The sequence below is a fragment of the Actinoallomurus sp. NPDC050550 genome (genome assembly GCF_040655075.1).
In the GTDB taxonomy this organism is placed as follows: Bacteria; Actinomycetota; Actinomycetes; order Streptosporangiales; family Streptosporangiaceae; genus Actinoallomurus.
Map to the genome: position 1 here is coordinate 1 of NZ_JBFAJC010000036.1, position 24,355 is coordinate 24,355.

General features: G+C 69.0%; 26 protein-coding genes. 13 read left to right on the top strand and 13 right to left on the bottom strand.

All coding sequences use genetic code 11. The features are described from left to right. Window positions 1–261 precede the first annotated feature (261 nt). Both AB0I04_RS36605 and AB0I04_RS36610 read right to left on the bottom strand, forming a co-directional pair. Window positions 262–624 (bottom strand): hypothetical protein, encoded by a 363-nt coding sequence (locus tag AB0I04_RS36605; RefSeq protein WP_360895360.1) that lies wholly within the window; start codon window positions 622–624, stop codon window positions 262–264. A gap of 2 nt (window positions 625–626) precedes the next feature. Next, window positions 627–935: a hypothetical protein gene (locus AB0I04_RS36610; RefSeq protein ID WP_360895363.1), complete on the bottom strand. Its 309-nt coding sequence runs from the start codon at window positions 933–935 to the stop codon at window positions 627–629. Window positions 936–1,053: 118 nt separating this feature from the next. On the opposite strand from AB0I04_RS36610, the gene AB0I04_RS36615 reads away from it, so the two are divergent. Both AB0I04_RS36615 and AB0I04_RS36620 read left to right on the top strand, forming a co-directional pair. Then, on the top strand, window positions 1,054–1,872 hold the full coding sequence (locus tag AB0I04_RS36615) for a helix-turn-helix transcriptional regulator (RefSeq protein ID WP_360895366.1): 819 nt from the start codon (window positions 1,054–1,056) through the stop codon (window positions 1,870–1,872). Continuing rightward, the gene (locus tag AB0I04_RS36620; RefSeq protein WP_360895369.1) at window positions 1,869–2,006 is read left to right on the top strand and encodes a DUF397 domain-containing protein; all 138 of its coding nucleotides are present in this window, start codon (window positions 1,869–1,871) and stop codon (window positions 2,004–2,006) included. The genes AB0I04_RS36615 and AB0I04_RS36620 overlap by 4 nt, the downstream gene beginning before the upstream one ends. 153 nt (window positions 2,007–2,159) lie before the next feature. On the opposite strand, the gene AB0I04_RS36625 is transcribed toward AB0I04_RS36620, so the two are convergent. The 4 genes from AB0I04_RS36625 to AB0I04_RS36640 form a co-directional block, all read right to left on the bottom strand. After that, on the bottom strand, window positions 2,160–2,702 hold the full coding sequence (locus AB0I04_RS36625; RefSeq protein ID WP_360895372.1) for a hypothetical protein: 543 nt from the start codon (window positions 2,700–2,702) through the stop codon (window positions 2,160–2,162). Between the two features lie 73 nt (window positions 2,703–2,775). Further along, the gene (locus AB0I04_RS36630) at window positions 2,776–3,516 is read right to left on the bottom strand and encodes a copper homeostasis protein CutC (RefSeq protein ID WP_360895375.1); all 741 of its coding nucleotides are present in this window, start codon (window positions 3,514–3,516) and stop codon (window positions 2,776–2,778) included. Between the two features lie 23 nt (window positions 3,517–3,539). After that, a complete protein-coding gene (locus AB0I04_RS36635; RefSeq protein WP_360895379.1) occupies window positions 3,540–5,000 on the bottom strand; it encodes a M81 family metallopeptidase in 1,461 nt (486 codons plus the stop codon). A gap of 142 nt (window positions 5,001–5,142) precedes the next feature. Beyond that, window positions 5,143–6,252 (bottom strand): ROK family transcriptional regulator, encoded by a 1,110-nt coding sequence (locus AB0I04_RS36640; protein ID WP_360895382.1) that lies wholly within the window; start codon window positions 6,250–6,252, stop codon window positions 5,143–5,145. A gap of 323 nt (window positions 6,253–6,575) precedes the next feature. On the opposite strand from AB0I04_RS36640, the gene AB0I04_RS36645 reads away from it, so the two are divergent. The 4 genes from AB0I04_RS36645 to AB0I04_RS36660 all read left to right on the top strand — a co-directional run bounded on the left by AB0I04_RS36645 (window position 6,576) and on the right by AB0I04_RS36660 (window position 12,228). Continuing rightward, a complete protein-coding gene (locus tag AB0I04_RS36645; RefSeq protein ID WP_360895385.1) occupies window positions 6,576–8,405 on the top strand; it encodes a peptide ABC transporter substrate-binding protein in 1,830 nt (609 codons plus the stop codon). 61 nt (window positions 8,406–8,466) lie between these two features. Further along, a complete protein-coding gene (locus AB0I04_RS36650; protein ID WP_360895388.1) occupies window positions 8,467–9,420 on the top strand; it encodes an ABC transporter permease in 954 nt (317 codons plus the stop codon). Between the two features lie 99 nt (window positions 9,421–9,519). Next, complete coding sequence (locus AB0I04_RS36655) at window positions 9,520–10,419, top strand: ABC transporter permease (RefSeq protein ID WP_360895391.1); 900 nt, start codon at window positions 9,520–9,522, stop codon at window positions 10,417–10,419. Between the two features lie 87 nt (window positions 10,420–10,506). Then, on the top strand, window positions 10,507–12,228 hold the full coding sequence (locus AB0I04_RS36660; protein ID WP_360895395.1) for an ABC transporter ATP-binding protein: 1,722 nt from the start codon (window positions 10,507–10,509) through the stop codon (window positions 12,226–12,228). A gap of 162 nt (window positions 12,229–12,390) precedes the next feature. On the opposite strand, the gene AB0I04_RS36665 is transcribed toward AB0I04_RS36660, so the two are convergent. After that, complete coding sequence (locus AB0I04_RS36665; RefSeq protein WP_360895398.1) at window positions 12,391–13,440, bottom strand: aldo/keto reductase; 1,050 nt, start codon at window positions 13,438–13,440, stop codon at window positions 12,391–12,393. Between the two features lie 105 nt (window positions 13,441–13,545). Here AB0I04_RS36665 and AB0I04_RS36670 point away from each other — a divergent pair, with 105 nt between their 5' ends. Further along, the gene (locus tag AB0I04_RS36670) at window positions 13,546–14,130 is read left to right on the top strand and encodes a TetR/AcrR family transcriptional regulator (protein ID WP_360895401.1); all 585 of its coding nucleotides are present in this window, start codon (window positions 13,546–13,548) and stop codon (window positions 14,128–14,130) included. 7 nt (window positions 14,131–14,137) lie between these two features. Here the strand turns inward: AB0I04_RS36670 and AB0I04_RS36675 are convergent, their stop codons facing one another. Continuing rightward, complete coding sequence (locus AB0I04_RS36675; protein ID WP_360895404.1) at window positions 14,138–15,070, bottom strand: LysR family transcriptional regulator; 933 nt, start codon at window positions 15,068–15,070, stop codon at window positions 14,138–14,140. 62 nt (window positions 15,071–15,132) lie between these two features. Between AB0I04_RS36675 and AB0I04_RS36680 the strand changes: the two genes are divergently transcribed. Further along, window positions 15,133–16,077: an SDR family NAD(P)-dependent oxidoreductase gene (locus AB0I04_RS36680; RefSeq protein ID WP_360895407.1), complete on the top strand. Its 945-nt coding sequence runs from the start codon at window positions 15,133–15,135 to the stop codon at window positions 16,075–16,077. Further along, window positions 16,074–16,922 carry an SDR family NAD(P)-dependent oxidoreductase gene (locus AB0I04_RS36685; protein ID WP_360895410.1) on the top strand — a complete coding sequence of 283 codons (849 nt, stop codon included), beginning with the start codon at window positions 16,074–16,076 and terminating at the stop codon, window positions 16,920–16,922. Before AB0I04_RS36680 ends, AB0I04_RS36685 begins: the two co-directional genes overlap by 4 nt. A gap of 94 nt (window positions 16,923–17,016) precedes the next feature. Here the strand turns inward: AB0I04_RS36685 and AB0I04_RS36690 are convergent, their stop codons facing one another. Next, window positions 17,017–17,322: a hypothetical protein gene (locus AB0I04_RS36690; protein WP_360895413.1), complete on the bottom strand. Its 306-nt coding sequence runs from the start codon at window positions 17,320–17,322 to the stop codon at window positions 17,017–17,019. A 118-nt stretch (window positions 17,323–17,440) separates the two neighbouring features. Between AB0I04_RS36690 and AB0I04_RS36695 the strand changes: the two genes are divergently transcribed. Continuing rightward, on the top strand, window positions 17,441–18,259 hold the full coding sequence (locus AB0I04_RS36695; protein WP_360895416.1) for a helix-turn-helix transcriptional regulator: 819 nt from the start codon (window positions 17,441–17,443) through the stop codon (window positions 18,257–18,259). Continuing rightward, window positions 18,256–18,375, top strand: a complete 120-nt coding sequence (locus AB0I04_RS36700) for a DUF397 domain-containing protein (RefSeq protein ID WP_360895419.1) — start codon at window positions 18,256–18,258, stop codon at window positions 18,373–18,375. The genes AB0I04_RS36695 and AB0I04_RS36700 overlap by 4 nt, the downstream gene beginning before the upstream one ends. Before the next feature lie 11 nt (window positions 18,376–18,386). On the opposite strand, the gene AB0I04_RS36705 is transcribed toward AB0I04_RS36700, so the two are convergent. Continuing rightward, window positions 18,387–19,733, bottom strand: a complete 1,347-nt coding sequence (locus AB0I04_RS36705) for an aldo/keto reductase (protein WP_360895422.1) — start codon at window positions 19,731–19,733, stop codon at window positions 18,387–18,389. Between the two features lie 128 nt (window positions 19,734–19,861). Between AB0I04_RS36705 and AB0I04_RS36710 the strand changes: the two genes are divergently transcribed. Together AB0I04_RS36710 and AB0I04_RS36715 are read left to right on the top strand one after the other, a co-directional pair. Further along, window positions 19,862–20,503, top strand: a complete 642-nt coding sequence (locus tag AB0I04_RS36710) for an HAD family phosphatase (RefSeq protein WP_360895425.1) — start codon at window positions 19,862–19,864, stop codon at window positions 20,501–20,503. Window positions 20,504–20,555: 52 nt separating this feature from the next. Beyond that, window positions 20,556–21,062, top strand: a complete 507-nt coding sequence (locus AB0I04_RS36715) for a hypothetical protein (protein WP_360895428.1) — start codon at window positions 20,556–20,558, stop codon at window positions 21,060–21,062. Window positions 21,063–21,184: 122 nt separating this feature from the next. On the opposite strand, the gene AB0I04_RS36720 is transcribed toward AB0I04_RS36715, so the two are convergent. Genes AB0I04_RS36720 through AB0I04_RS36730 form a run of 3 tightly spaced genes read right to left on the bottom strand, consistent with a single transcriptional unit; the run spans window position 21,185 to window position 24,141 of the window. Further along, complete coding sequence (locus tag AB0I04_RS36720) at window positions 21,185–22,291, bottom strand: ABC transporter substrate-binding protein (protein WP_360895431.1); 1,107 nt, start codon at window positions 22,289–22,291, stop codon at window positions 21,185–21,187. A gap of 51 nt (window positions 22,292–22,342) precedes the next feature. Continuing rightward, complete coding sequence (locus tag AB0I04_RS36725; RefSeq protein ID WP_360895434.1) at window positions 22,343–23,254, bottom strand: ABC transporter permease; 912 nt, start codon at window positions 23,252–23,254, stop codon at window positions 22,343–22,345. Beyond that, on the bottom strand, window positions 23,251–24,141 hold the full coding sequence (locus tag AB0I04_RS36730; protein ID WP_360895437.1) for an ABC transporter ATP-binding protein: 891 nt from the start codon (window positions 24,139–24,141) through the stop codon (window positions 23,251–23,253). Before AB0I04_RS36730 ends, AB0I04_RS36725 begins: the two co-directional genes overlap by 4 nt. Between the last annotated feature and the right edge of the window lie 214 nt (window positions 24,142–24,355).

The window sequence follows — 24,355 nt, forward strand, 5'->3', positions numbered from 1 at the left end:
CCGTCCAGCGGCCGACCGATCGCAGGCCGTGCACCCACCAGGCCGAGAGGTGACGGCCCCACACGGAACCGCACGAACATGCTCCCCTAATGAGCGATCGCTCCGGCAGCCAGGGGGACCGGCGGCGATCCGTCGGCGAATGTGGGCCCCGCCTGAAGCGGAGTGCCGAGGTCTTCCACCAGGATGCAGAGGCGACCGTCGTTGACGATGGACGTGAATCACTTCGGGCAGAGGAATTCCGTGCCCGGAGGCGAGAGTCGGTCAGCCGCGTAGGTAGGCGTGGAGTTCCTCGGCGGTCATCTCATCGAACCGTTTCAGTGCCACTTCGAGGAAGCGGAGTTGGTCGGTGTCTCTGGTCGCCACGCAGACCGGACCGCCCGACCACCGCCACAGCGGGAGCCCGCCGGTGTCCAGTGTCGACGTCCATTCCTGCGGCGGCTCTGGCAGGTCGATATGAGCCCGCTGACTCCGCTGCACGCTCATTCGCGCGGCGGCCGGGTACTTGCGGACGAGGAAGTCCAGACGCAGCAACTCCCGCGCCTCGGACGGTGGATGTGTCGCCAGCGAGTCGACCAGCGCGCGTAGCGCCGGAAGCGAGCGCATGAGCCGTTCTTCGGGCGTCATCGTCACGTCTCCGTACGCCGCAGTGGCATGCAGATGACCTTGCTGATCGAGCGGATCAGTTCCTCGATGTCGTCGACGGCGAGAAGCCGGGACGAGTCACCCAGGTGGCCGATCGGGGCTCCCCACGACCAGTGCCAGCGGAGGTGACCTTGTGCATCCGGTTTGCAGATGATCCTCTCGCTGAGGTGATTGCTCGCCCCGTGTATGAAGATCTCCGCGCCATACTGCTCAGCGCGTAGCCCTGCCGTCTGGCATTCCTGGGTCAGCCACTTCGCGTACGCGTGAATGTCTTCCGGTCTGTACGGTCTCACGACTTATTCCCTTGTGGTCGCCGGTCGATTTCCGGTGACCAGACTTGTACGCTGAGTTACTTTGGGACTACATACAGGCAACACCTGATGGCACCCCCGGCCCCCCGAAGGACTCACGATGGCGAATGGCGCTCTGACTCGAGACCCCCTGATTCGAGCGTTCGGGGCGGTGCTGCGCGGCCACCGCGAGGCGGCCGGGCTCTCGCGCCCGGCCCTGGCCAACGCGCTGGGCTGCACACCTCAGTGGATCGAGAAGCTGGAAACCGCCCAGCGCGCGCCATCTGAGGCGACGTCGGAAGACCTCGACACCTACTTCAAGACTCCGGAGACCTTCCACCGGATGTGGGTTGAGATCCGACGCGCTGGCAAGCATGCGGAGCTACCGCCAGGCTTTTCCGGATTTGTTGAGCTGGAAGCCAAAGCAACCATCATGTACATCTTCGAGAACATGGTCATTACCGGGCTTTTTCAGACTCCGGCGTACGCTCACGAAGTGCTGAAGGTCGGCCGTAAAGAGAAGGTGACCGAGCAACTCGTCACGACGCGTCTGGAGCGTCAGCAGATCCTGGCCAGAGAAGACCCTCCCGAGATCATTCTCGTCCTGGACGAGTGGGCACTGCACAGGCCGATCGGCGAGCAGGAGACCCGCAAGGAGCAAATCGGTCGCTTGATCGAACTTGCCCAGCAGCCCAACATCACGATTCAGATCGTTCCAAGCCAAACGGGCACATACGCCGGGCTACCGGGAGCGTTCACTCTGCTGAGCTTCGAGGAGGGCCCCGATCTTGTATACGTCGGAGGCCATGTGGAAGACCGGATGATCGATCAGTCCGACAAGGTACGAGGCCATGAACTACGCTTCAATCTGATCAGGGGTGCGGCTATGTCCGCAGATGACTCCCTGAAGCTGCTCCGCACGGTTTGGGGGAGTCTATGAAGACGCTGGACCTGTCGGACACCTCGTGGCGCACGAGTAGCCGCAGCACCGACACAGGCGGCCAGTGTGTCGAGGTCGCCGCCATATCTCCGATGGTCACCACTCGCGGCGCCGCTCCGACGACGGACGCTTAGCCGACGCGGCCGAGCCCGGCGATGTTTTCCGCCGCCGGGCTCGAACGGCTGGACCTGTCAGACCTCAACGATGCGGTGGGCGTCGGTGGGATGCCGATCCGGCTCGCTACCGGCTGATCCTGTGGCTCCGCGTTCGGCTGGTGGTGAGCGCCGTCAGTAGCCGGGATCCGTTCCGCCGCTCGCCTCGATCAGCCAGTACAGCGTTCCGGTGCCGAAGGGCAGGCCGGTCGTGGCGACGTCGATCCAGCCTGTGCCCGGCGCGTCGGTTCCGGCGTGCCACCACCACCAGCTTCGGTCGTCGACCTCATCCGGGTCGAAATAGGAGAGCCAGTCCGAAAGTCTCCACGGCGCCTTGTCCGCGGCGGCCTCCTCTTCCTCCTTCGGAGTCGTGGCCTGCCAGCGCTCCAGCCAGGCGGCGGCCCGGTCGGCAGGATCGAAGACCAGGGCCGGTGCCGACGGCTTGGCCTCCGGCGCGGACCGTTCCACGAACCAGGAGGGGAGGATCTCCGGCCACTCTTCCTCCGCCGGCCATGAGTCCATCCGCTCGACGACGCGTCCGAGCACCTCACGCGCGCGGGCGATCACGGCCGCCGCGTCGGCCGCCGTGAAGAACACCCGTACGAGCATCAGACCTTCGTCGTCATCGTCGGCGGGGCCGGACCGGATGCGTCGCAGCTCGTTATCGGAGATCCTCATATCCCGAATTTTGCAGGATCTTGGTGGATGCGTGGGCTTCGGGAGGCATCCTCCGTCTCCGCTCGCGGAGAAATCAACCGGCGGCGGCGACGATGCTCTGGACCCGGGCCGTGGTCGTGACCGCACGGACGGTCTCCGGCGGGTACAGCGCGCCGCCCATGAAGATGTCCGGCCGGACATGGCGGGACGGGGACGGCAGCGACTCCGAGGCGGTGAAGTGCATCTCCTCGGCGCCGGTCTGCTCGGCGACGCGGGCGGCGGTGCGTTCGTTGATCCCGCCGGCCGCCAGGATGACGATCCGCCCGGCGGCCTTCTCGACGAGGCGCGCGAGCAGGTCCGCGCCCTCCAGGGCGCTGGGTGCCGCGCCGGAGGTGAGCAGCCGGTCCACGCCGAGGGCGACGACGTCCTCGAACGCCGCCTCGGGGTCGCGGGTGACGTCGTACGCCCGGTGGAAGGTGACGCTGAGCGGGCGGGCGGCCTCGACGAGCCGTGCGCACAGCTCGGTGTCGATGTCCGCGTCGGGAGTGAGGGCGCCGATGACGACGCCGTCCGCGCCGGCGGCCTTGACCGCCGCGATGTCGCGCAGCATGACCTCGGCCTCGGTGGGGCCGTACACGAAGTCCCCGCCACGCGGGCGGATGATCACATGGACCTTGAGCCGGCCGGTCGCGGCGGCGACCGCCTGTTCGATCATCCCGATGCTCGGCGTGATCCCGCCCTCGAACAGGGCGGCGCAGAGCTCCACCCGGTCGGCACCGGCCTCCGCCGCGGCGGCGACGCCGTCGGCCGAATCCAGGCAGATCTCGTAGCGCACGTTTCGGTTCCTTTCGAAGAGAGTCAGAGCAGTTCCGGGGTCAGGTCCGGATCGGGCATGTCGGAGTCGAATGGGAACAGCGGCCGCCGTACGCGGTGGTGGCCGAGCCGGAGCAGGTCCTGGTCGACGCCGCCCGGCGTGAGGGCGAGCAGCCAGTCGGCCGCGAGGTCGTGCAGCTCCGGCTCCAGGTAGCCGATCTTGACGATGACCAGGTCGGTCGCGGCGGGGTCCAGGCTGAGGAAGGTGAAGTCGCGGATCTCGTGGTACGGCTTGCGGCGGGCCGTCACGATCACGTGCAGTCCGCCGGTCCTGAGCACCGCGATGTCGCCGCCGACCGGGTCGTCGCGGCGGAGTGCCTGCACCGTGCCCGCGAGGGTGACCGGGCCGGCCGGGCCCGAATCGATTTTGCCGCCGACCCGCAGCGTCACCTCGGCGCCCTCGCCGGCGGCGAACGCGGCGTCCACAGCCTCGGGGTCCGCGATGCTCGCGTAGATCGCGCTGACCTTGCCGAGACGGAGTTCCTCGACGCCGAGCAGGTACTCCAGCGTGGCGGAGACGTCGCCGGCGCCGCCGGCGGTCGGGTTGTCCCCGGAGTCGCTGATCAGGAATGGCCGGGCGTCGCTGTCGATCGCGGCACGGACGCAGTCGTCGAGGCGTCCGGTGGGGGCGACGAAGGCGAAGTCCGCGCGGGCGTTCCAGTACGCCTCGGCCAGGCCGCGTGCCTGCTCGGTGACGGTCGTCTCGTCGTCGCCGGTGACGACCACGGCGGCCCGGCAGCGGGGCTCGTCGGCCCAGGCGTACCCGACCCAGATCGCGGCGTCGAGCATGCCGGGCATGGCCTCGACCTCGGGCACGCGGGCGTACAGGCTCTTGGCGGGCTCGATGCGGGTGCTGGTCTTCTCGCCGGGCAGCAGCACCGGCACCTGCACCCAGGCCTTGAGTGGGCGTCCGCCCTCGCGCAGGCGGGTCACGAGGTTGCGCGCCGCGCGCTCCCGGGACTCCCAGGCATCCTCGTGCGGTGCCATCCGGTAGCAGGTGATCAGGTCGACCGTGGAGGCCAACTCGCGGGAGACGTTCCCGTGGAGGTCCATGGACGCGGAGATCAACGTCTCCGGGCCGACGGCCGCTCGTACGGCGGCGGCCAGGCCGGCCTCCGCGTCGGTGCGTCCGGTGACGCTCATGGCCCCGTGGATGTCGAAGAACAGGCCGTCCAGCGGCCCGGCGGCTTTGGCGCGTTCCACGATCTCGGCTTCGAGGGCGTCGTACACGTCCGGGTCGACGGCGCCGCCCGGCAGGGAGACCGCGTGCAGCAGCGGCACCCACTCGACCGCAGCGCACCACGGCCGCGGCTCCCGGATCCACGGGTACCGGGCCCGCAGGGCGTCGTCCCGGGTGACCGTGAAGTCGGCCAGGCGGGTCAGGTGAGGGGAGAAGGTGCTCGACTCGATCGCGATGCCGGCGATGCCGATGCGCAGTGGTCTCACGGGGATCCTTGTCTACGAGGGCAGGGCCACGGCCTGGTCGATGATGTGCCGGCGGATTCTCACGGGGGGCTCCTTGGCTAGGACGGCAGGGCCACGGCCTGGTCGATGATGTGCCGGCGGATTCTCACGGGGGGCTCCTTGGCTAGGACGGCAGGGCCACGCCCTGGTCGATGATGAGCCGGCCGATGCCGAGCAGGCCGGCGTCGGGTCCGGCGACGCTCTCCCCGATCTCCAGGTCCTGCGTGGTGGGCGGCAGGCATCGCTCGTACAGGACGCCGCGTGCCGCCGCGACGAACAGGTCGCAGGCGGCCAGCGCGCCGCTGAGGATGACCGCCTGGGGGTTGAGGAAGTTCACGATCGTGGTGAGGACCTCGCCGAGCTGCCGGCCGGCGAACCGGACGTTCGTCGTGACCGTCGGATGCCCGTCACCGGCGAGACGCACGAGGTCGGCGGTGTTCTTGACGTCGACGCCGTCGGCGTTCACGGCGGCGACCAGCGCCGCGCCGCTGGCGATGGTCTCCAGGCAGCCGAAGTTGCCGCAGCTGCACGGCCGCTCGCCGCCCGCCGGCACGCGGTTGTGCGTGATGTCGCCGGCGAAGCCGCGGGCGCCCCGGTGCAGCCGGCCGTCGCTCACGACCGCCGCGCCGACGCCGGTGCCAGCCTTGACGAAGACGAAGTCGCGCAGCGCCGGGCCCCGCGCGACGGTCTCGCCCATGGCCATGAGGTTCGCGTCGTTCTCGACCACGAGCGGTGCGGTGAACCGCCTGCCGAGGCGCTCGCGTACGGAGTAGCCGTTCCACCCGGGCATGCGGGAGGGCCCGACCATGACGCCGTCGAGGTCGACCGGACCGGGCAGGCCGATCCCGGCGCCGAGCACCGGGCGCCCCGCGGCGAGGTCCTCGAGGGCGTCCATGACCTGGTCGAGGATGGGCTCCGGCCCGGCGGTGACGTCGATCGCCAGATCGCGGACCGTCTCGGGCCGCCCCGTCCCGTCCAGCGCCGCCAGGCGTGCGTGGTGGCCGCCCAGGTCGGCGGCCAGCATCACGCCCTTGCCAGCGGGCACGCTGAGCAGGCGCGGCCGCCGGCCGCCGCGGGAGCGGCCCTCGCCGGACTCCAGGAGCAGACCGGAGTCGAGCAGTTCCTGGACGTGGGCGGAGACCGTCGAGGGAGCCCAGCCGAGCAACCGGGCCAGCTCGGCTCGCGACGTTGCCTGGCCCGACGCGACGAGCCCGATGATCTGCGCGGCCGACACGGCGGCTCCTTCGTCGAATGACTGGGAACTTAATTCGATTCCGAACATTAAAGCACCGGAACGAGCGGAACAATAGCAAGCCGATGCCGGAGAGTCCATCGAAGATGCACGTAACACGACGGTAACCATGGGGTTCGTTGGAGTCGAGGGCGTTACTTGATTCGAATCACTCTTGTCTTGGTTCGATGAGGCGATGTATCGTCACCGCCACATCGCCACTGATCCCCACCGGACCGGCCCCCTCGTACGAAGCCGCCGGCCCGGTCGGCCGAACCGACTCGCTGAACCGCGGACGACGTCCGTACCTCCCGTCAGGAGCACCGATGAAGAGACCATCGCCTTCGTTCCCGGTGGCCGCGCGCACCCCGCTGGCGGTGCTCGGCGTGGCCGCCGCATTGCTGGCGGCCGGATGTTCCTCTGGCAGTGGGCAGGGGTCGTCGGCGACCGGCGGCACACCGCAGAAGGGCGGGGCGGTGACGTTCGCGCTGCCGCCCAACGCGACGCCGAACTGGATCTTCCCGCTGGGCACCCCCGGCCACCTGGCCTCGTACAACGGCTCGATCCGGCAGAACGTCTTCCTCCCGCTGTACGCCTACGACGGCTCGAGCGGCACCGTCGCCCTGGACGAGAAGGCCGGCGCCGCGAAGCCGCCGGTGTACTCAAACGGCGGCAAGACGGTCACGATCACGCTGAAGGACCTGACCTGGGCGGACGGTCAGAAGATGACCAGCCGCGACGTGGAGTTCTGGTTCAACCTGGCCAAGGCCAACAAGGACCAGTGGGGCAACTACGCCAAGGGTGACCTGCCGGACAACGTCGCGAAGTTCACGACCGTCAACGACACGACGTTCAAGCTCGACCTGACCCGGGCGTACAACCCGGACTGGTTCACCGCCAACCAGCTCGTCTACGTCACGCCGTTGCCGCGCGCCTGGGACGTCGAGAGCGCCGGCGGCAAGGCCGGCGACTTCGACCGTACGACGGACGGCGCCAAGAAGGTCTTCAAGTACCTGACCGGTGAGGCCGGCAAGCTGTCGGAGTACGCCACCAACCCGCTGTGGAAGGTCGCGAACGGGCCGTTCACGGTGAAGGAGTTCACCACCACCGGCCAGGTGACGCTCGCCAAGAACCCGAAGTACACCGGCGACGACGCCGCCCACCTGGACACCGTGACGTTCAAGCCGTTCACCTCCGCCCAGGCGGAGCTCAACGTGCTGCGCTCCGGCGGCGTCGACTACGGCTACCTGCCGGCGCTCGCGGTCGCGCAGCAGAAGACCATCGAGAACAGCGGTTACCAGGTGAAGCCCTGGAACGGCTGGGCGATCACCTACATCCCGTACAACTTCAACAACCCGGATATGGGCGCGGTGTTCAAGCAGCTCTACATCCGGCAGGCCGTGCAGATGTCGATCGACCAGGCGACCATCTCGCGCGTCATCTGGCACGACCAGGCCGCCCCCGGGTACGGGCCGGTGCCGCAGCAGCCCGTCTCGAAGTACCTGTCGGCCGACCAGAAGAACAACCCGTACCCGTACGACGTGAACAAGGCCAAGGCACTGATCACGTCGCACGGCTGGACGGTCACCGGCAACGCGGCCTCCTGTACGAAGCCGGGCACCGGGGCCGACCAGTGCGGAGCCGGGATCAAGGCGGGCACGCAGCTGAAGTTCTCCCTGCTGACCGAGAGCGGCAGCACCGAGACCGACAACACGATGCAGGAGCTGCAGTCCGCCCTGTCGAAGATCGGCATCGCCCTGTCGATCAAGTCGGAGCCGCTCAACTCCGTCCTCGACCACACCCCGGAGTGCAAGCCGAGCCAGTCGACGTGCTCCTGGCAGCTGTCCTTCTTCGGCACGCAGGGCAGCTGGTACTTCCCGGCGTACCCGAGCGGTGAGCAGATCTTCTCCACCGACGGCAGCACCAACCTCGGCAGCTACAGCGACCCGACGGCCGACAAGCTGGTCACGGAGTCGACGAGCTCATCGTCGCCCGCGGCGATGCAGGAGTACAGCTCCTACCTCGCCAAGAACCTGCCGGTGATCTGGATGCCGAACCCCGCCTACCAGGTCTCGGCGATCCGCAACAACCTGCGCGGCGTCGTCCAGGACCCGCTGGCGGGCATGCAGCCGCAGCGCTGGTACCTCGCGAAGTGACCGACGTGCCCGGGACGGCCGACCGCCGTCCCGGGCCCCACCCTGGCCGGAGGAACCCCCGTTGACCCGCTTCCTGGCAAAGCGCCTCGGGCAGGCGATCGTCGTCATCCTGCTGGTGACCGTGATCGTCTTCCTGCTGCTGCACTCGGTCCCCGGCGGACCCGCCCGGGGCATTCTCGGTCCGCAGGCCAGCCGACAGGCGATCGCCGCGTTCAACCACGAGCACGGCTTCGACAAGTCGCTGGTCCAGCAGTACTGGGCGTTCCTCAGCCGCCTGCTGCACGGCGACCTCGGCGACTCGTACACGCTGAACCAGTCGGTGGGCTCGCTCATCGCCCAGCGCCTGCCCAAGACACTGGTCCTGACCGGCATGTCGACGCTGCTGGCGCTCGTCATCGCGGTCCCGCTGGGGGTCTGGCAGGGGCGGCGACGCCGGGGCCTGACCGACTACGCGGTCACGACCGTGGTGTTCGTCGGGTACGCGACCCCGGTCTTCTTCCTCGCGCTCATCCTCGTGATCGTCTTCACCGAGAAGATCCCGATCCTGCCCCCGCAGGCGCCGCAGACCCAGTCGCTGGGCGGGCTGTTCGCCGACTCGCGCGGGCTGATCCTGCCGGTTCTCGCCGGGGCGATCGCCACGGTCGCGGCGTTCAGCCGGTACATGCGCTCGGCGGTGCTCGACAACCTCGCCGAGGACTACGTACGGACCGCCCGAGCCAAGGGCGCCTCGGAGCGGCGGGTGGTGTGGCTGCACATCATGCGCAACTCGCTGACCCCGATCATCGCGATGCTCGGCTACTACCTGCCGGTGCTGTTCTCCGGCGCGCTCGTCATCGAGTCGGTGTTCAACTACCCCGGGATGGGGCTGCTGTTCTGGAACGCCGCGCAGACCTCCGACTACCCGATCCTGCTCGGCACGGTCCTGGTGATCGCGCTGGCCACCGTCATCGGCTCGCTGCTCGCCGACATCGTCCAGGCGCTCGTCGACCCCCGCGTCCGGGGAGCGATCCGTTGACGAACGCGCCGCGTATCGCGAAGGAGGATCCGTGACCGAGCGAAGCGAGGGAGCCGATCAGCACAGCACCCTGGTCACGAGGCCGACGAAGGAGGGCACATGACCGTCTCCGCTCCGCTCATCACCGAGCAGGCGCCCGCGACCACGGCGGCCGGGCCGTACCGCCGGATGGTCCGGCTGTTCTTCGCCAACAGGTTGGCCGTCACCGGCCTGGTCATCCTCGGCGCGCTGCTGATCTTCTGCTTCCTCGGCCCGCTGATCCACCACACGGATCAGACGCACACGCAGCTGTCCGACGCCAACCTCTCGCCGGGCACGCGCGGGCACCTCCTCGGTACCGACGACGTCGGCCGCGACGTGCTGGGCCGCCTGATGGTCGGCGGCCAGACCTCCCTGGAGATCGGCATCGCCGCCGGCCTGCTCGCGACGCTGATCGGGACGGTCTGGGGCGCGATCTCCGGGTACGCCGGTGGCTGGGTCGACGCGGTGATGATGCGGGTCGTCGACGCGGGCATCGCGATCCCCGCCCTGTTCCTGCTCCTCGTGACCGCGACGATCCTCCGCCCGACGGTGCCGGTGCAGATCCTGATCATCGGCTGCGTGTCGTGGCTCGTGCCGGCCCGGCTCGTACGCGCGGAGGCGCTGTCGCTGCGCAGCCGCGACTACGTGCAGGCCATGAAGGCGATGGGCGGCGGCCACGGCCGGGCGGTCTTCCGGCACGTCATCCCCAACGCCATCGGCACGGTCGTGGTCAACGCCACCTTCCAGGTGGCCGACGCGATCCTGCTGATCGCCTATGTCAGCTTCCTCGGTCTCGGCGTGGCCCCGCCGAAGACCGACTGGGGCGGCATGCTCAGCAAGGGCATCTCCTACACCTACGACGGCTACTGGTGGCTGATCTTCCCGGCGGGCCTGGCGATCGTGCTGGTCGTGTGCGCGTTCAACTGCATCGGCGACGGCCTGCGCGACGCCTTCGAGGTACGGCTGCAGGGGCGCTGATGCGGAACCACACGAAAGGCGAGACGGTGAGCGGCTCTTCATGCCGGCCATCGAGGACCTGTGCGGAACAAAACGGAAGGTGAGACGGTGAGCGACTCCACGGCCCTGGCCATTGAGGACCTGAACGTCTCCTTCACCGGCGGCCCTGAGACGGTGCGCGCGGTCGACGGCGTCAGCATCCGCGTCCGGCCGGGCGAGATCGTCGCGGTCGTCGGCGAGTCCGGATCCGGCAAGAGCGTCACGTCCATGTCGACCCTGGGCCTGCTGCCGCCCACCGCCACCGTGAGCGGGACGATCCGGGTCGGCGACGTCGATGTCACGACCCTGGACGGCTCGGCGCTGCGGGCCGTACGCGGCTCGGAGATCGCCATGGTGTTCCAGGAGCCGATGACCGCGCTGAACCCGGCGTTCACCGTCGGCTGGCAGGTGGCCGAGGCGCTGCGCCTGCACATCGACGGCCTGTCGCGGAAACAGGCCCTCGACCGCGCCGCCGAGCTCCTGGAGACGGTCGGCATCCGGGACGCGCGGCGCAGGCTCGGGCAGTACCCGCACGAACTGTCCGGCGGCCTCCGCCAGCGCGTCATGATCGCCATGGCGATCGCCTGCGAGCCGAAGGTGCTGATCGCCGATGAGGCCACCACCGCCCTGGACGTCACCGTGCAGGCGGAGATCCTCGACCTGCTGCGCGGCCTGCGGGACCGGTTCGGCACGGCGATGCTGGTCATCACCCACAACATGGGCGTCGTCGCTGACATCGCCGACCGGGTCGTCGTCATGTACCAGGGGAAGGTCGTCGAGGAGGCGCCGGTCGAGGAGCTGTTCGCCCGGCCCCAGGCCGACTACACCAAGCGGCTGCTGGAGGCCGTCCCGCGCCTGGCACCCCGGGACGACGCGCCGCGTACGGAGCCGGCCGACGAGAGGGCCCCGCGGGGGCGGGCCGCCCAGGCGACGTCCCGGCAGGACGAGGACCCTCGGCGCGCGGCGTCCGACGGCGGTCCGGCGCTGGCCATCGAGAACCTCGTGGTGCAGTTCCGCGGCAAGGGCGGCACCAAGGTCCGCGCGGTCGACGACGTCTCGCTCACCATCGCGCGGGGCGAGGTCCTCGGGCTGGTGGGCGAGTCGGGATCCGGCAAGTCGACCGTGGGCCGCGCGGCGATCGGGCTCATCGGCCCGGACTCGGGCACCGTACGGCTGCTCGGCGACTCGCTGACCGGCGCGCGGGGACGGGCGCTGCGGAGGCTCCGGCGTCGGTGCGGCATCGTCTTCCAGGACCCGGCGTCGTCCCTGGATCCCCGGATGACCGTCGGCGACTGCATCGCCGAGCCGCTGCTGATCAACAAGGTCGGCGGCCGGGACGAGCGGGTCGTCGCCCTGCTGGAGAGCGTCCGGCTCGACCCTGCCGTACGGCTCCGCTACCCGCACGAGCTGTCCGGCGGGCAGCGGCAGCGGGTCGGCATCGCGCGGGCGCTCGCCCTCGACCCCGACCTGGTGATCGCGGACGAGCCGACGAGCGCGCTCGACGTCTCCGTCCAGGCGGCCGTGCTGGAGGTGTTCCTGGAGCTGCAGGCCCGCCTCGGCTTCGCCTGCCTGTTCATCACGCACGACCTCGCCGTCGTCGGGCTGGTCTCCGACCGGGTCGCGGTGCTGAACCAGGGCCGGCTGGTCGAGGAGGGCCCGCGCGACCAGGTGCTGTTCGACCCGCGCGAGGACTACACACGCCGCCTGGTCACCTCCGCCCCCGTGCCCGACCCGGTGGAGCAGCGAGAGCGGCGGGTCCGCGCGGCGGAACTGAGAGCGGCCCGCGACTGACCCACGGCTGCTCCGGCGGCTCGCCGTACCGGTCGCGACCGCCGCGATCGCTGACCCCGAAAGCGGCTGGACGGCTTTGTGGAGTCCTGACACAGTGGCGCGCCATGGCGAAGGTCGAGCTTGTGACCGCTGCGGACGTGCGGCTCATGCAGGGTCGGCGTGCTACCTCAGGGCCATGCCGGGTACGCGGGCTCGGATCGCGTCCAGTTCGGCCTCGTCGGAGATGCCCTGCCAGTCGTACCGCGGCGTGTACGGTGCCTCGAGCGCGCGCACCTCCTCGTCGGTGAGCACCACGTCCAGCGACGCCACGGCGTCATCGATCTGCTCTACCGTTCTCGCGCCGACCAGCGGGGCGGTGACCACGGGCTGGCGGCGCAGCCACGCCAGGGCGATCTGCGCGCGGCTCACCCCGTGCGCGGCCGCGACCTGCCCGACCGCGTCTATGATCGCGCGGTTGGACGCCTCCTCCGTGGGCGCGTACAGCTGATCGGCGTACGCGCCATCGGTCGCGGCACGCTCGGTGGACTTCGCGTCGTCCCAGGCCCGGGCCAGGCGGCCTCGGGCCAGCGGGCTCCAGATGATCGTGCCGACGCCCTCGTCCAGGCACAGCGGGATCATCTCGCGCTCTTCCTCACGGTGCAGCAGGTTGTAGTGATCCTGCATGGACACGAAGCGTGCCCAGCCGCGCTCGCGCTGCAGGTGCAGGGCCTTCGCGAACTCCCAGGCATGCATCGAGGACGCGCCGAGGTACCGCACCTTCCCCATCTTCACGAGGTCGCTGAGCGCCTCGAGCGTCTCCTCCAGCGGCGTCGCGTGGTCGTTGCGGTGCACCTGGTAGAGGTCGATGTAGTCGGTGCCCAACCGCTGTAGAGAGTGGTCGACCTCGGTCATGATCGCCTTGCGTGACAGTCCCCTGCCGTTGGGGCCTGGGCGCATCGGGTGGCGCAGCTTGGTGGCGATCACCACGTCGTCACGGTTCGCGAAGTCCTTGAGCGCGCGTCCGAGGATCTCCTCGCTGGAGCCGTTCGAGTACATGTTCGCGGTGTCGAAGAAGTTGATGCCGGCGTCGAGAGCGTGCCTGATGAGGGGGCGAGCCTGCTCCTCGCCCAGAGACCAGACGGGGTGGCCGCGGTCGGGTTCGCCGTAGGTCATCGCGCCGATCGCGATGGGCGAGACGTCGAGGCCGGTGGTGCCGAGCTTCACGTAGCGCATGGGGGATGCCTCCTGCGAGAGTTCAACTCGCGGAGGATCCTCCGCAAGTGTGGATCAAACTAGCGGAGGATCCTCCGCGAATCAATCGGAGGGCATCATCGAGACATGAACGACGAGACGCCGAGCACCTACGGCACGCAGCGCCAGGCCGCCGCGCGCAATCGGGTCGCGATCATCGAGGCCGCCCACGAGCTGTTCGCGGACAACCCGCTCGTGCCGCTGAGCGAGGTCGCCAAGCGCGCGGGTGTCGGCGCTGGGACGCTCTACCGTCATTTCCCCACCCGCGACGACCTGATCCTCGCGGCCTACCAGCACGACATCGAACGCCTGACCACCACCGCCGACGAGGTGCTGGCGCGGCAGTCCTCCGCGAAAGCCGGGTTCATCGAGTGGTTCGAGACTCTCTCCGCCTACATCCGCATCAAGCACGGCCTCGGCGACGCGTTGCACAGCGCCGCCGCCCAGGACGTGATCAGTGCCTCCTGGGCACCGACCACCGCGGCGGTGGCGAAGCTGGTCGACGCCTGCACGGCCGAGGGCACCATCGCCCCGGGGCACGACCCGGCGGACATCATCATGCTCATGAGCTTTCTGTGGCGCGTCGCGAACAACGACGAGGGCGCGGCCCAGGGGCGACGCCTGATCGCTGCCGTGTTCTCCGGGCTACAGGCGCCGCCCCAGCCGATCTGAGCGCTCGTCAGCGCGACGTGTCCGTCTCGATCGCGGCGGAGCGCAGTGCGTCGGCGAGGCGGGCGGCCGGTTCGGATGGTGGCTGGGGTAGCCGGGCGAGCACGATGCGGCGTTGTTCGGCGGGGCCGCCGCGGACGGGCAGGATCCGCACGCCGTCGGGCAGCGCGGAGGTGAGTGCGGCAGGCGCGGTGGTGATGCCGCAGCCGGCGCCGACCAGGCGGAGTTTGGCCAGCCAGTCGCGGGCGGTGTGCGCGATCGTCGGCCGTTCGTCCAGGCCGGGCCATACCCCCATCACCCGGTCCTCGCCCGAGGCCGAGCCGGCGATCCATCGCTGACCGTGTAGGTCGGCCACGTCGATGAACTCGCCCCGGGCGAGGGGATGACCTGCGGGCACGGCAACGCACAGGCTGCGCTCGGTCAGCGTCTGCAGCCGCAGGGCCGGGGTTTCGGTGTCGGGCGGGCGAAACGGCGGCACCGAGGCCAGCAGCGCCAGATCGAGCGTGCCGGCGCGCAGTGCCCGGACCAGGGCGGGCGTGCTGCCCTCGCGGGTGGTCACGGTGATGGCCGGATGGGTGCGCCGCAGTTCGGCCAGCGCGCGCGGGACCAGCCAGCACCCGGCGCTGGGGAACCAGCCCAGCCGGACCGTGCCGGGCTCGTCGGGCAGCCCGGCCAGTTCACGCGCGGTGGCGTCGATCTGGTCGATCACGGTGACGGCGCGACGCAGCACCACGCGTCCGGCCGCGGTCAGGCGGACCCCGTCGTAGCGGCGTTCCAGCAGCGGCGAGCCGGCCGCGCGCTCCAGCGCGGCGATCTGCCGGGAGACCGCGGACTGGGTGTAGCCGAGCGCGGTCGCCGCGGCGGTGAGCGTGCCCCGCTCGGCCACCTCCCGGAACACCCGCAGCGCCACCAGCGACGCGTCGGTGAAGGCCATGACATTCATGCATAGCACGGTTGAGTTTTTCTCGCTGGTGACATGCCTTCGCTCGGCTTAGCGTGACTGCCATGAACCTGATCCGCACACCTTTCGGTTTCGCCAGCACCGCCGCCGAGGTCGCCGCCCGCATCGACCTGACCGGCCGGCGGGCGGTGGTGACCGGCGCCTCATCCGGCCTGGGCGTGGAGACGGCGCGTGCCCTAGCTGGCACCGGCGCCGAAGTCACCCTGGCGGTCCGCGATGTGGAGGCGGGCGAGCGCGCCGCCAAGGACATCACCGCCGGCACCGGCAACACCGCGCTGCGCGTCGCCCGGCTGGACCTGACCGACCCGGCCTCGATCGCCACGTTCACCCGGTCCTGGCAGGGGCCACTGCACGTCCTGGTCGCCAACGCCGGCGTGATGGCCTGCCCCGAGCAGCACACGCCGCAGGGCTGGGAGTGGCAGTTCGCCACCAACCACCTCGGCCATTTCGCTCTGGCCACCGGCCTGCACACGGCCTTGGCCGCCGACGGGGCCGCCCGCATCGTCGTGGTCAGCTCCAGTGGCCACCAGCTCTCACCGGTGGTATTCGACGATGTCCATTTCGCCTTCCGTCCCTACGACCCGTGGCTGGCCTACGGCCAGTCCAAGACCGCCAACGTCCTGTTCACGGTTGAGGCGACCCGCCGCTGGGCCGGTGACGGGATCACCGCGAACGCGCTGATGCCCGGCGCGATCTACACCAACCTGCAACGCCACACTGGTGGCCGCGGCAGCGGTACGGTGCCGTCCGAGCTGATCAAGACAGCGGAACAGGGCGCGGCGACCTCGGTACTGCTGGCCACCTCGCCCCTCCTGGAGGGGGTCGGCGGTCGGTACTTCGTCGACGGCAACGAGACCGAGACCATCGACCGCCGCGGTGCCGCGCCGCCCCTGCACGGTGTGGCCCGCTACGCGTTGGACCCGGACAACGCCCGCCGCTTGTGGACCCTTTCCGAGAACCTGCTCGCCACCGTCGAAGGACTGTCATGACGCCGAAAGTCGCGCTCGTCACCGGTGCCACCCAGGGGCTGGGCCTGGCCCTGGTCGAGGGTCTGGCCCGGCGCCTGACTCCCGAGGACACCGTCTACCTCACCGGCCGCGACCTCGACCGGGTCTCCCAGGCCGTCGCCGCCCTGCCGGGTGGCGGTGCCCGGGTCCGCGGCGAGATGCTCGACGTGGCCGACCCCGAGGCCGCCGACCGCCTCGCCGCGCGACTGCGCGAGCGGCACGGCGGCGTGGACATCGTGTTCGGCAACGCCGTGATGCGGGTCGGTCCCGGCGATGACCCGCGCGCGATCGTGGACGCCTACGCGCAGGTGAACAACTTCGGTACCACCCGCGTGCTGCGGGCCTTCGCCCCGCTGCTGCGGGACAACGGCCGGTTGATCGTGGTGGCCAGTTCGCTGGGCACTCTGCACCACCTCGCACCCGTGCTGCACGACCGGTTCACCGGGCTGTCCTCTTTGGAGGAAGTGGACGAGCAGATCGCCGCGTGGCGCGATGCGGTCGCCGACGGCAGCGCCCGGGCCGGAGCCTGGCCCGGCTTCGTCAACATCCCGTCCAAGATCGGCCAGGTCGCCGCCGTGCGCGCCCTCGCGCGCCAGCGCCGCGAGCAGGACCTGGCGCGTGGCATCCTGGTGGCCGCCGTCTGCCCGGGCATGGTGAACACCTCCACCTCCGCCATGTGGTGGGACGTCAGCGATGCCCCCACCCCGGCACAGGCCGCCACCGCCCTGCTGAACCTCGCGTTCGACCCGGTCGACCCCGACCACTACGGCGAACTCGTGCGCAACGGCCAGGTCCTGCCCTGGGCACCCGAGCGGACAGCGCGATGACCGGTCGCCTCGGACGGCGGGTGCGCCGCCAGGGAGTCGACCAGGGCGCGTAGCCCCGGCAGCGAACGCAGGAGGCGTTCCTCGGGCGTTATGGTCACTCTCCCCGCCGTAGCGGGACGCAGACGACCTTGCTGATCACCCGGATCAGCTCCTCGATGTCGTCGACGGCCAGGAGCCGGGCCGAGTCGTTGAGGCGGCCGATCGGGATGCCCCACGACCAGTGCCAGCGGAGGTGATTCTCTTCATCGGGTCTACAGATGATCCTCTCGCTGAGGTGATTGCTCGCCCTGTGGATGAAGATCTCCGCCCCGTACTGCTCGGCGCGTAGCTCCGCCGCCTGGCATTCCTGGGTCAGCCACTTCGCGTACGCGTAAATGTCTTCCGTTGTGTACGATTCCACGACTTATTCCCTTTTAATCGCCCGCCGATTTCCCATAACCAGGCTCACGCGCTGAGTTACTTTCAGCTACAGACAGGCATCACCCGATGTCACACGTGGCCCCCCGAAAGGACTCACCATGGCGAACGGCGCGCTGACCCGAGACCCCCTCATCCGAGCGTTCGGCGCAGTGCTACGCGGCCACCGTGAAGCGGCGAAGCTCTCCCGCTCGGCGCTGGCCCAGGCGCTGGGTTGCACACCTCAATGGATCGAAAAGCTCGAGACCGGCCTCCGCGCGCCATCGGAGGCGACTTCGGAAGACCTCGACACCTACTTCAAGACCCCAGAGACCTTCCACCGCATGTGGCTCGAGGTCCGCCGCGTCGGCAAACACGCCGAACTGCCACCCGGCTTCTCCGGCTTCGTCGAGCTGGAAGCCAAGGCGACCATGATGTGCATCTTCGAGAACATGGTCGTCACGGGCCTCTTCCAGACCCCTCGGTACGCCCACGAACTGCTCGCGGCCGGACGGAAACCGGAGGTTGTCGAGGGGCTGGTTACCACGCGGATGGAACGCCAGGGAATCCTCGCCAGAGAGAGTCCCCCTGTCATCGTGCTCATCCTCGACGAAGGCGTTCTGCATAGACAGATCGGCGGGGAGGACATCCGCAAGGAGCAGATCGGCCAGTTGATCGAACGTGCTGAAGATCCCAACGTCACGATTCAGGTCGTGCCGAGCCGGGCTGGAGCCTACGCAGGTGTCATGGGTGCGTTCACCCTGCTTAGTTTCGATGACCGCTCCGACCTCGTTTACGTCGAAGGGCATGCCGAAGGTCAGGTAATCGATCAATCCGACAAGGTGCAAGCCCATGTATTAGGCTTCAATTTGATCAGGGGTGCGGCTATGTCCGCATATGACTCCCTGAAGCTGCTTCGCACGGTTTGGGAGAACCTATGAAGACTCTGCACGTGTTCACGGTTCCTTGGCGCAAGAGCAGCCACAGCGGCACCACGGGAGGTCAGTGCGTCGAGGTCGCGGCCGTACATCAGATGGCTGCCGCTCGCGAGGACTAAAGACCGCCCTTTCAGTGGCGGAGCGTGGGGCTGTCGCCGGTCGCGGTGTCGGCGAGAGAGTCGAGGAGGGTCAGTTCGTCGGCGGTGAGTGAGAGCTCAAGAGCGGCGACGTTCTGTTCCAGCCGTTCCACCCGCTTGGTGCCTGGGATCGGAACCACGGGCACGCCCAACCGGTCGGATTGGGCATGCACCCAGGCCAGCGCCACCTGGGCTGGGGCGGCGCCCCTCACATCGGCTACCGACCGGACCGCATCGATGATCGCCTGGTTGGCGGCGGCATGATCGGCGACGGCGGCGAAGCGTGGGTTGCCGCGGCGGGCGTCCTGGGCGCCGGCGTCGATGGTCCCAGTGAGGTAGCCGCGCCCCAGCGGCGAGTACGGCACCAGGCCCACGCCAAGTTCGCGCATCGCGTCCAACACGGTGAACTCGACCTCGCGGGCCCACAGTGAGTATTCGCTCTGCACGGCGGTGATCGGGTGGACGGCGTGCGCACGCCGCAGCAGGTCGGCGTCCACCTCCGACAGGCCGAGATGACGCACCTTGCCCTCGGCGACCAACTCGGCCATGGCGCCGACGGTCTCCTCGATCTCCGCAGTCTGCGGCGGCCTGTGCAGGTAGTACAGGTCGATCACGTCGATGCCCAGCCGCAGCAGGGATGCCTCGCAGGCGCGTTTGACGTAACCGGCCTCGCCGCGGCGGATGGCCGGGCTGCGGCCGGCCGACCGGTCGATGCCGAATTTCGTGGCGACCTGGACCTGATCGCGCCGACCGGAGATCGCGCGGCCGACCAGCACCTCGTTGTGGCCGGCCCCGTACACGTCCGCGGTGTCCAGGAACGTCACGCCCAGATCGAGCGCGCGGTGGATCGTCTTCACCGATGAGTCCCAGTCGGTGGGGCCGCGCCATTCGCTCATCCCCATACAGCCCAGACCCTGGACGGGTACGGCAAGCTCGCCGAGCTTGGTGGTCTCCATGCGTGACCGCTCCGCTCTGGGCATCTGACGCAGGCGGTCCTGGTAAATGCGGATCTTCTTGTCGAGCAGCCGCACGTACTCCTGCTGGGTCGCCGAGGACTCGACGACGAATTCGCGGTGCCGCCGCAACACTTCCAACCGTTCGAACTCGCCCGCCCCCGAACGGACGAGTTCGGCGTAGTGCTGCAGCTCGCGGATCGGCATGCCGGTCGCGCGCAGCCTGCGCAGCAGGATCAGCCGGTCGATGTCGGCATCGCCGAACCGCCGCCGCCCATTCGGGTCTCGCTCGATGGGGCCGACCAGGCCGACCTTCTCGTACCAGCGCACCGTGTCCAGCGACAGCCCGCACTTGTCCGCGGCCTCGCGAATGGACCAGGAATTCATACTCATCGACCCTAGAAGCTGGAGCGTGCTCCAGCGCAAGCCGGCGAACGCGGCCGATGTGGCGACGGCGGGCACGTACGTAGAACCGCGTTCGGTCGCCGGGGGATCGGTGGCTTACCATCGGCTCCGTGACGGTTCGCGGGCTCATCACCGACTGGGGCGGCGTGCTCACCACGCCGCTGAAGGAAACGATCACGGCGTGGATCGAGGCGGACGATATCGATCCCGAGGCCTACAAGCTGGTGATGCGGGAGTGGGTGAGCCAGGCGTACGCCGGCGACGTCGTCAACCCCATCCACGGGCTGGAGGACGGCTCGCTGAGCCCGGCGGAGTTCGAACGGCGGCTGGCCGAGCGGCTGCGCACCCGGACCGGCACGACGGTGCCGGCCGATGGGCTGCTGACCCGGATGTTCCTCGCGTTCGAACCGGTCGAGCCGATGTACGACGCGCTGCGGCGTGCCAAGGCCGCCGGCGTCCGTACGTGCCTGCTGTCGAACTCCTGGGGCAACACCTACCCGCGGGAGCTGTTCGTCGAGCTGTTCGACGCGGTCGTGATCTCCTCGGAGGTCAGGCTGCGCAAGCCGGATCCGGCGATCTTCCACCACGCCCTGGAGCTGATCGGGCTGCCGCCGGAGGAGTGCGCGTTCGTCGACGACATCGAGCACAACGTGCGCGCCGCCGAGGAGCTCGGCATCACCGGCGTGCACTACGTGAACACCGAGAGCACGGTCATCCGGCTGGAGCACCTGCTGGGCATCTCCTTGAGCTAGTCGGCGACGGAGCGCACATTCGCGGTCCCGTACTGGCACACTCTCCAGGGTCATGCGCGTCTATCTACCGTCCACACTCAACGGCCTGGCCCGGATCCTCCGTGATCGCGAGCTCGGGCCGGTGCCGCTGACCGCCTACGCCGTGACTCCGGCGTTGCGGGAGTGGTATGCCTCCGCGGACCTCGAGGAGCTCGAGTACGCCGCGATGTCGGACGCTGCCAAGGCGTCCCTCCGGCTGCTGGCCGACGACCCGGAGGCGCCGTCCCGTCGCGTCGTCATCGTCGCCGAGGTGCCCGACAAGGCCGTCACCTACGCCGCCGGCGACCTCGTCCACGCCGAGGACCGCGCGGTCGTACGGGTGTCGGAGCCGATCCCGTTCAGCCGGATCGTCTCCGGGCACATCGACGACGCGGAGGCCGAGCCGGACGTCCGGGCCGCGCGCGCCGCCATCGAGGCCGCCGACGCAGGCGATGAGGACGCCCGGTTCACCGTCGACGGCGCCGCCGGCCACGACCTCATGTGGTACGCCACCCAGGAGCTGCGGCATCTCTTCTCGTAACGGCCAGGCTCAGCCGATCGGTGGTCCGCAACAGCGTTGTGCCGGGTGGCGCAGTCCTGATTCTGGCTGCCTGCCACCCGGCACACGCGTCGGCCCGGCTCCTGACGCTTTCGGGCGTGGGCTCAGCCGCCGCTACCGGACGAGACCGGGAATCCCTCCGCCTTGTTCGCCGCGAGGGCGTACTTGTTGGTGTAGGTCTTGCTGATGTCGACGGTCTGGCCTTTGACGGTTCCGTCGATCTTCGCGGTCTCCAGGACGGTGGCCGGGCCATTGGCGGGCATGATCCCGTCGGGCAGGAACTGGGCCTTGTCCTGGGCAAGCGTCGCGATGTAGTCGGCCTTGGTGGTCAGGCCGTTGGAGACGTACGTCGCCGGGAGTGCGTTCGCGATGTCGGCGGCGCTGTGCGTGTTGATCCAGTGCATGGTCGCGACCAGCGCGTTGACCACCTTCTGGACCGTGGCCTCGTGCGAGGTGGCCCAGCTCTGCAACGTGAGCACCGCCGCGGACGGCCATGCGCCGCCCATCCACTGGTTGACGCCGGCCGTGGTGGCGAGATCGATCACCGACGTGCCGGCCCCGGCCTTCTCGACGCCATTGACCGTAGGCTGGGTGGTTATTGCGCAATCCACCCGGCCCTTCTGCAGCGCGGCGAGCAGTGTCGACCCGTCGCCCACCGCGACCCGGTGGAACTGGCTGGTGGACAGGTGGTTGTGCGCGGCCAACATGAGGATCAGGTCATCGGTACCCGAACCGAGGTCAGTGACGCCGATGCTCTTACCGGCAAAGCCGGCAGCGGAGGTGACACCCGACTTCTTCGAGCACAGCACGCGCTCACCGGGCGCGCCGCTCATCTGTGCGACGCTGATGACGTCCTTGTGCTTCAACTGGAAGTCGATGGTGTGGATGTACCAGGCGCCTGCCATATCGACCTGCCCGGAGGCCATCGCGTCTTCCGCGCCGACGCCGCCCGCGCTCTCGGTGCTCAGCTTCATCTTGACGCCGTACTTCTTGTAGTAACCGAGCCGGTCGGCCAGCTCGTACGGCAGGTAGATCTGCTTGTCGATGCCGCCGATCATCATCGTGACCGTCGGCACGCCGCCACTGCTGCCCGAGCCGCTGCTGGAGGAACTGGAGCCGCAGGCCGTCAGGCCGCCCGCGGCGGCCAGACCGCCGGCGAGCGCCAACGCCACCGTTCGCCTGGACCTCTTGAAGAAGGCTTTTTCGCGCATGGCTGTTGAGCCCTTTCGTGGTGGAGGAGAGAAAGAAGAACTGAGTCGGACTCAGAGACCGGGGGTCTCTGTCGGGGTCGGCGGCTGCCAGGAGAGCAACCGTCGCTCGAGCAAGGTGATCCCGCCTTCGGCGGTGAGCGCGATGGCGCCGATGATCAGCATTGCCGCGAAGACACCATTGGGGTTGAAGTGGTTCTGCGCGTTGGAGATGACCAGGCCAAGACCGTGCTGCGCGCCGAGGAACTCGCCGACGATGGCGCCGATGACGGCGAAGCCGAAGGCCACGTGCAGGCTCGCGGTGATCCAGGTGAGCGCCGAGGGCAGGATCACGTGGCGGACGATCTGCAGCCGAGAGGCACCGAGCACTCGAGCGTTGTTGACGAAGACCCGGTCGACCTCGCGGACGCCCTGGAAAGCGTTGAAGAACACCACGAAGAACACCAGGACGGAGGCGAGCAGCACCTTCGCGGGAGTACCCAGGCCCAGCCAGACGAAGAAGATCGAGCCGAGCACGATGCGCGGGATCGCGTTCACGATCTTGATGTAGGGCCCGATCACATCAGCGAGGTAGCGCACCTGTCCGAGCAGGACGCCCAGCACGATGCCGGCCACGACGCCGTAGACGAAGCCCAGCACGGCCTCTTCCATGGTGATGCCGATCTGCTGCCAGACGGAGCCGAACTCGGTGCCGTGCTCGATCCAGTCGCGCAGCTGGCCGACGATTCCGGTGGGTTCCCCGAAGAAGAACGGATCGATGATCTTCAACTGCGCGAAAAGCTGCCAGCCACCGACCACGACCACGCCGACGAGTGCCCGGCCCAGGTACACCTTCAACTTGCGCTGACGTGCCCGACGCAAGGCCCTGGCCTTGATGGTGGCCTCGTCGGCGACGGTCTCCGACGGCGGGGCGGAGTGCACCTCGGCGGGCGTCTGCGCGGTGCGGCTCCCGGACGTGCTACTCATGACGCATCTCCCTCCGCATCCTGTGCGGCGCCGGTGCGGGCGTAGGCGCGCTCCACCTCGTCCTTGAGGGACTCCCAGATCTGCTGGTGCAGTTCGAGAAAGCGCGGGTCGAACCGGATCTCCTGGACCGCGCCTCGCGGGCGCGGCAGGTCGATGTCGTACACGCCCTTGATCGTGCCGGGGCCCGAGGTCATGACGACCACCTGGTCGGAGAGCGCGACGGCCTCTTCCAAGTCATGGGTGATGAACATGACGGACGGCTTGAGCTCCTCCCACAGGCCGAGCAGCTCGTTCGACATGATCGCCTTGGTCTGCACGTCCAGGGCGCCGAAAGGCTCGTCCATCAGCAGGATCGACGGCTCGTTGATCAGCGCCGCCGCCATGCTCGCGCGCTTGCGCATGCCTCCAGAGAGCTGGTGCGGGTGGTGGTCCTCGAACCCGGCCAGGCCCACCCGGCGCAGCCAGTCCCGTGCATCGGCCTGCGCCCGCTTCTTGGAGACGCCGCGGAACATCGGGCCGATCGCCACATTGGCCAGAACCGTCTTCCACGGCAGCAGCGCGTCCTGCTGGAACATGAAGCTGACGCCGTCGGTGATGCCGTTCACCTCTCGGCCGCCGACGCGAACCGTGCCGGCACTCGGCCGGTCGAGGCCGGCCACCATGCCCAAAGTCGTCGACTTGCCGCAACCTGTCGGCCCGACGACCGCGCAGAAGCGTCCCGGCTCCACCGTGAAGTTCACGTCTCGTAGCGCGGTGAACACCTTCCCCGCCGGAGATGTGAAACGTCTTGTCACTCCCGACAGCTCGATGCGCGCGCTCTCCCGCCCCGGCGCCACAGCGCCAGGGCCGGCCGCCGGACTCACTGCCTGGTCACTGCCAGCAGCCATCGCGTCCGTCTCCTTTCGTTCCCGCTTTCGCGGAGTACGAAGAAGCTAGGACTGCCTGGAAGTAACTTCCATGTTTCATGCGTTAGTCGCCGTAGCGTTTGTTACCGACCCTTTTGTGCGTTTCGTTCGCGGCCGGAGTGCCCCGGTGGGCGCCGGCGGGACGGTGCCCTTCTGATGGTTTTGAGCGTTTTGCTTATGCATCGATCCAGACAAA

Bases quoted from the DNA above. Each gene is read 5' to 3' on its own strand.
- AB0I04_RS36705 (WP_360895422.1), bottom strand. From the start codon at position 19,733: ATGAATTCCTGGTCCATTCGCGAGGCCGCGGACAAGTGCGGGCTGTCG.
- AB0I04_RS36620 (WP_360895369.1), top strand. From the start codon at position 1,869: ATGAAGACGCTGGACCTGTCGGACACCTCGTGGCGCACGAGTAGCCGC.
- AB0I04_RS36680 (WP_360895407.1), top strand. From the start codon at position 15,133: ATGAACCTGATCCGCACACCTTTCGGTTTCGCCAGCACCGCCGCCGAG.
- AB0I04_RS36700 (WP_360895419.1), top strand. From the start codon at position 18,256: ATGAAGACTCTGCACGTGTTCACGGTTCCTTGGCGCAAGAGCAGCCAC.
- AB0I04_RS36675 (WP_360895404.1), bottom strand. From the start codon at position 15,070: ATGAATGTCATGGCCTTCACCGACGCGTCGCTGGTGGCGCTGCGGGTG.
- AB0I04_RS36720 (WP_360895431.1), bottom strand. From the start codon at position 22,291: ATGCGCGAAAAAGCCTTCTTCAAGAGGTCCAGGCGAACGGTGGCGTTG.
- AB0I04_RS36685 (WP_360895410.1), top strand. From the start codon at position 16,074: ATGACGCCGAAAGTCGCGCTCGTCACCGGTGCCACCCAGGGGCTGGGC.
- AB0I04_RS36715 (WP_360895428.1), top strand. From the start codon at position 20,556: ATGCGCGTCTATCTACCGTCCACACTCAACGGCCTGGCCCGGATCCTC.
- AB0I04_RS36725 (WP_360895434.1), bottom strand. From the start codon at position 23,254: ATGAGTAGCACGTCCGGGAGCCGCACCGCGCAGACGCCCGCCGAGGTG.
- AB0I04_RS36625 (WP_360895372.1), bottom strand. From the start codon at position 2,702: ATGAGGATCTCCGATAACGAGCTGCGACGCATCCGGTCCGGCCCCGCC.
- AB0I04_RS36665 (WP_360895398.1), bottom strand. From the start codon at position 13,440: ATGCGCTACGTGAAGCTCGGCACCACCGGCCTCGACGTCTCGCCCATC.
- AB0I04_RS36645 (WP_360895385.1), top strand. From the start codon at position 6,576: ATGAAGAGACCATCGCCTTCGTTCCCGGTGGCCGCGCGCACCCCGCTG.
- AB0I04_RS36655 (WP_360895391.1), top strand. From the start codon at position 9,520: ATGACCGTCTCCGCTCCGCTCATCACCGAGCAGGCGCCCGCGACCACG.
- AB0I04_RS36615 (WP_360895366.1), top strand. From the start codon at position 1,054: ATGGCGAATGGCGCTCTGACTCGAGACCCCCTGATTCGAGCGTTCGGG.
- AB0I04_RS36695 (WP_360895416.1), top strand. From the start codon at position 17,441: ATGGCGAACGGCGCGCTGACCCGAGACCCCCTCATCCGAGCGTTCGGC.
- AB0I04_RS36670 (WP_360895401.1), top strand. From the start codon at position 13,546: ATGAACGACGAGACGCCGAGCACCTACGGCACGCAGCGCCAGGCCGCC.
- AB0I04_RS36605 (WP_360895360.1), bottom strand. From the start codon at position 624: ATGACGCCCGAAGAACGGCTCATGCGCTCGCTTCCGGCGCTACGCGCG.
- AB0I04_RS36730 (WP_360895437.1), bottom strand. From the start codon at position 24,141: ATGGCTGCTGGCAGTGACCAGGCAGTGAGTCCGGCGGCCGGCCCTGGC.